Source organism: Longimicrobium sp. (genome assembly GCF_036554565.1).
Classification (GTDB): domain Bacteria; phylum Gemmatimonadota; class Gemmatimonadetes; order Longimicrobiales; family Longimicrobiaceae; genus Longimicrobium.
Genome location: NZ_DATBNB010000024.1, coordinates 1 through 4,918 on the forward strand (window position 1 = coordinate 1; position 4,918 = coordinate 4,918).

Consider the following 4,918-nt stretch of genomic DNA (forward strand, 5'->3'; position numbering starts at 1 on the left):
CGGGTAGTTGTACTCGGCCCCCGCCAGGTCGAACGCCACCACGCCGCGGTCCTTGTACGCCACCGTCAGGTCCGCCAGGTCGCGCGACGTGGCGGGTTCCATGTTGCGGATGCCGCAGATGATGATGGCGGTCTCGATACCGAAGTCCGCCTTGGCCCGCGCCAGCCCGCGCAGCGGCGCGTCGACGATGGCGGTCAGCGGCAGCCCGCCCTGGCTGTTGAGGATGGGCGAGTAGCGGATCTCGGCGTAGCGCACGTTCTCGGCGGCCAGGTCCTCGGCCAACTCGTAGGAAATGCGCTCCAGCGCGTACTCCGTCTGCATCACCGACAGGGTGATGGCAAAGCGGTCCAGGTACTCCACCAGGTTGCGAGCGTCCTTCACGTGCATGTAATCGCGCAGCGCCTCGGGATCGCTGACCGGCATCGTGGCGCCGTACTCGGCGGCAAGCTCCAGCATGGTCTCCGGCCGGAGCGATCCGTCCAGGTGCACGTGCAGCTCGGCCTTGGGCAGCCGGTGCAGCAGTTCCCGCGTTACTTCGATGGCCATGGTTTCGGTCCTATTGCTGATTTGCGTGGCGGCCGTGGTTCCGGGATGAACGCGCAGGCGGGTGCACACCGGTGCACCCGCCTGCCGCAGAGGCCGCCTCGTTCGTCGCTCCGGTGGGGTATTGTACTTCGCCCGTCCGCCGCGCGCCACCTGCCGCGCCACTCCGGCCTCAGTGACCCTGCTCGCGGAAATCGGCCCGGGCGCGCGGGGAGTCCTCGGGCGGCAGGAGGGCGCCGAAGGTCAGCGGCGCGAATGCCTCGTCGGGCACCTCGTACCCCGCGGAACGGATGAGCCAAGCCGACGCGTCGCTGGCGGGGTAGCTGTCGCTGTGGGGAACGCTCGAAACGAAGGCGTACCCCGTCAGCCAATTCTGCCCGTCTTTCCGCAGGTGGCGGATGAGGACGATGATCCCGGGGCCGCTGCGCCCCAGCCGCCGCTCCTGGTACACCTCCGCGGGCGAGAGACGCTGTGCCTTCAGCCGCTGCCACGAGGCGGGTTGAGGATCCCCGGGCCGGTCGGCGTCGAACAGGCGGCGCGCCGCTTCGCCCGCCACGCTGTCGCGCTCTGCGTCGCTATCCAGCAGGGCTGCGAACAGGCTACTGTGCGTCCGCGGGTCATGGTACACCGCCATGCGCGCGTCGCTGAGCGCTGGCACGGGCTGGTAACCGCCCGTGACTTCATATGCCACCGAGCCCAGTCGCTGCCGCAGCACGGCCGTACGGCGAAAGCTCCGGGCAACTTCGCGAAAATGCGGAAGCAGCCGACCTTCGGCCTCCGCCGCCATTCGTCCCTGCAGCACCACGACGCGGCCCATATCGGCGATGGTCACCTGGTACAGCACGAGCGGCGTGCCGGCCGCGTTCCGCGCGTCGGCCACGATCTCGTACGCGGGCAGGTCGTCAAGCACCAGCCCCGTGCCTGAACGATGCGCCACGTCGCGCACTCCCTTCATCTCCGCGATCCACGCCCCCGCCTGCGCCTCCATGGGCTCCGTCGGCGGGTGCCACTCGGGAAATAACTCCAGGACCGCGCCGCCGTCCGCTGTGGCCCCATGGTCCCGCAGGCGCACGGTGGCGAGCTCCCGCCCGGCGAAGCGGAGCGGGCCGCTCTCCCGCACTTCGTAATCCAGCAGGCGAAAGAGCGAGTCCGGGACGGCCTGCGCCGCCGCGGAAGGCGGGGCGGCAGCGAGCAGGGCAAGAGCCACGGGTAGTGGCATGAGGGAAATGCGCATGATTCGATCGTAAATGAAGGGAGCGTCGCACCGGAAGGAGATCGGTCGCGGAAACACGGCGAGGGCAGGGCCGTCCGCCCCACCCCCGCGTACAATATGACGTTTTTGGTGATACGTCCAGCCTGCCGTTCAGGTCAGGATGCCGACCACGCACGCGGTCATGAAGTTGGCCAGTGTGCCCGCGATCATCGCCCGCAGACCGAGCCGGCTCAGGTCGCCGCGGCGCTCCGGCGCCATGCCGCCGATGCCGCCGATCTGGATGGCGATGGAGCTGAAGTTGGCGAAGCCGCAGAGCGCGTAGGTGGCCAGCACCACCGAGCGCGGCTGCAGCCCGGCGCCCTCCTGCAGCATGCCGCCCAGGTGCGCGTACGCCACGAACTCGTTCAGAGCCGTCTTTTCGCCCAGGAGCGTGCCCACCGCCAGCACGTCCGGGTTGGGCACGCCCATCAGCCAGGCGAACGGGGCGAAGATCCATCCCAGCAGCTTCTGGATGGTCAGGTCCAGCCCGAAGAGCCCCGCCGTCCCGCTGAGCATTCCGTTCAGCAGGGCGACAAGCGCGATGAACGCGATGAGCATGGCGCCCACGTTCAGGGCCAGGCTCAGCCCTTCGCTGGCGCCTCGCGCCGCGGCGTCGATCACGTTGGCATCCACCTTCTCCAGCTTGATCTTCACGCTCCCGGCCGTCACCGGCTCTTCCGTCTCGGGATACATGATCTTGGAGACGAGAATGCAGGCCGGGGCCGCCATCACCGAGGCGCTGATCAGGTGTCCGGCGATGTCGGGAAAGTACGCCACCAGGAATCCCACGTAGGCCGCCAGCACGCCGCCCGCCACCGTGCCGAAGCCGCCCACCATCACGCAGTGCATCTCGCTCTTGGTCATGGTGCCGATGAACGGCTTCACCAGCAGCGGCGCCTCGGTCTGTCCCAGGAAGATGTTCCCGGCGGTGCTCAGGCTTTCGGCGCCGCTGATCTTCATGGTCCTCATCATCACCCACGCGAACGCCTTCACCACCCCCTGCATGATGCCCAGGTGGTAGAGCAGCGTCATCAGCGACGAGAAGAAGATGATGGTCGGCAGCACGTTGAAGGCGAAGAACGCTCCGGAGGCCGCCCATCCCGTCGTGGCGCCGATGGGCTCCATCGGCGGGAAGCCCGTGCCACCCGCGCCGGTCGGGATGTTGTTGAACACCAGGTTGCCGAACAGGAACCTGGCCCCCTCCACGGTATAGCCCATCAGCGCGTTGAACGTGTCGTTCGCCGCGTCGAAGAACGCCGCGCCCCAGGGCGTCTTGAGGATCAGGAGAGCGAAGATGAACTGAAGCGCCAGTCCCCACGCCACCAGCCGCCAGTCTATCCGCCGCTTGTGCACGCTCATCGCCCAGGCGAGCGCGATGAAGGCAAGGATGCCCAGGGCGCTGGTGGCCTACTGGATGGGCGTGCCGTGCGCGTCGGCACGGGCCTGCCGCGCCATCTCCCCCGCGTTGCGCGCCGCGGGCGCCGAATCGGCCACGATGCCGCTCTGGGGCGTCTGCGCCTGTTTCGCCGCCTCGGGCGAGGCGATGGGGGCCGAGGGGTCTCCCGGGTTTACCGCGGGCGCCTGCGCCTGGGGCGAGGCGGGGTTCGCCGGGCGGTCCTGGGCCCCGGCCGCGGGCTGTGCCTGCACGGGGCCCGTGCTGTCTCCCGGCTGCTGGGCGCGGGCATACAGCCCCGCCGAAAGGAGGAGCGCGGCGGCCAGCCACAGGGGCAGCAGCCACTTCAGGTGCTTCTTGCGCGTGGAAGCCATGCGTTCAGGGAGCCCGGCGTGAGCGGGGAATGGATGGGAAAACCCGACAGCGTGTGCGGAAGACCGTCATTCTACCTTCACCACCGCAGTGGCGCCACCTCGTCGCGCGAAAGCTGCACGCCCTCGCGCTTGGCCGTCACCAGCCGCGGGCGGTCGAAGGGCTTGATCAGCAGCAGTCCCGCCACGAAGCCGCCGATGTGCGCCCACACCGCAACGCCGCCCTCCTCCGTCGCCGGCATGCCCAGCGAGGCCATCCCTTCGAACAGCTGCAGCACGAACCACAGCAGGAGAAAGAAGAAGGCGCGGATGCGGAAGAAGAAGAACGGGGGAAAGTACGTGCGCACCCGGGCGCCGGGATACAGCAGGATGTACGCGCCCATGATGCCGCTGATGGCCCCGCTGGCGCCCACCATGGGGACTTGGCTGACCGGCGAAAAGTACACGTGGGCGAGCGCCGCGGCGGCGCCGCAGATCAGGTAGAAGGCCAGGAACCGCAGGTGGCCCATGGAGTCTTCGATGTTGTTCCCGAACACCCACAGGAACAGCATGTTGCCCAGGATGTGCCCCCACCCGCCGTGCATGAACATCGACGTCAGCAGGGCCGACGTGCCCAGGCCGGTGATCTGGCACGCCCCGGTGATTTCGCACGGCTGCGCGCCGTACTCCACTACCGAGGCCTCCAGCGCCTGCATCGCGCCCGCGCCCTGGATGAGCATCCATACGGCGAAGTTGGCGATGATCAGCAGCACGGTCATCCACGGCCGCAGCTCGGTGGGGTTCTCGTCGTTCAGGGGGATCAAGGGCCAGGCTCGCCGGGGTGTGGATGATGGTTTGGGCCGGGGGATGAATTGCGCCGCGGGCGGGTGTTTCCGCAAGGGCACCCCAGCGGGGTTGAGCGCCTCACCTGGTACCGCGGGATGAACTTCACCGCGATGAGGCTGAACTCGGCGCGTCCGCGGCCGCCCCCCTCTCCCAGCCTCTCCCCCGTAAACTGCACGGGGGAGAGGAGCCAGTCCGGTGCGGTTCGACGTGGCTCGGCGCATGTCCTTGGGGGCCCCCTCCCCCCGGCCCCCGTCCCCCGCTGCGCAGGGGAGGGGGAGACCTGAACCGCGCTTCGGCCGGCCTGCCGCACCCGACCGCGCGTGCAGTCCGCGAAGGCGGACTTTGGGCCGTCGTTGCCGCGACTTCAGTCGCCCCACCAGGGCCAAGGCCTCTGCTCCGAGCTCGCGAGCACCAAATTGGCTCCCTTCCCCCGCGGCTGTTTGCGGGGGAAGGGCTGGGGATGGGGGGCGGCGGCCCGAGCACCGGACTGGCCCCTGACGCACCAAAACCCCGAAGTGTACCCCCTCTCCCACG

5 protein-coding genes are annotated in these 4,918 nt (G+C 69.0%); all 5 read right to left on the reverse strand.

Annotation, left to right across the window (positions count from 1 at the left end; translation table 11 throughout):
* Positions 1-546, reverse strand: a 546-nt coding sequence (locus VIB55_RS00735) for an adenosine deaminase family protein (RefSeq protein WP_331874744.1), incomplete at its 3' end; no start/stop codon positions are given.
* Positions 547-715: 169 nt separating this feature from the next.
* Positions 716-1,777 carry a hypothetical protein gene (locus VIB55_RS00740; protein ID WP_331874745.1) on the reverse strand — a complete coding sequence of 354 codons (1,062 nt, stop codon included), beginning with the start codon at positions 1,775-1,777 and terminating at the stop codon, positions 716-718.
* A gap of 129 nt (positions 1,778-1,906) precedes the next feature.
* Positions 1,907-3,190, reverse strand: coding sequence for a NupC/NupG family nucleoside CNT transporter (locus VIB55_RS00745; RefSeq protein WP_331874748.1), 1,284 nt, complete (start codon positions 3,188-3,190; stop codon positions 1,907-1,909).
* A gap of 12 nt (positions 3,191-3,202) precedes the next feature.
* The gene (locus tag VIB55_RS00750) at positions 3,203-3,562 is read right to left on the reverse strand and encodes a hypothetical protein (RefSeq protein ID WP_331874746.1); all 360 of its coding nucleotides are present in this window, start codon (positions 3,560-3,562) and stop codon (positions 3,203-3,205) included.
* 77 nt (positions 3,563-3,639) lie between these two features.
* Positions 3,640-4,362 (reverse strand): rhomboid family intramembrane serine protease, encoded by a 723-nt coding sequence (locus VIB55_RS00755; protein WP_331874747.1) that lies wholly within the window; start codon positions 4,360-4,362, stop codon positions 3,640-3,642.
* Between the last annotated feature and the right edge of the window lie 556 nt (positions 4,363-4,918).

Excerpts from the sequence above, each read along its gene's own strand:
- VIB55_RS00740 (WP_331874745.1), bottom strand. The coding sequence starts at position 1,777 with ATGCGCATTTCCCTCATGCCACTACCCGTGGCTCTTGCCCTGCTCGCT.
- VIB55_RS00750 (WP_331874746.1), bottom strand. The coding sequence starts at position 3,562 with ATGGCTTCCACGCGCAAGAAGCACCTGAAGTGGCTGCTGCCCCTGTGG.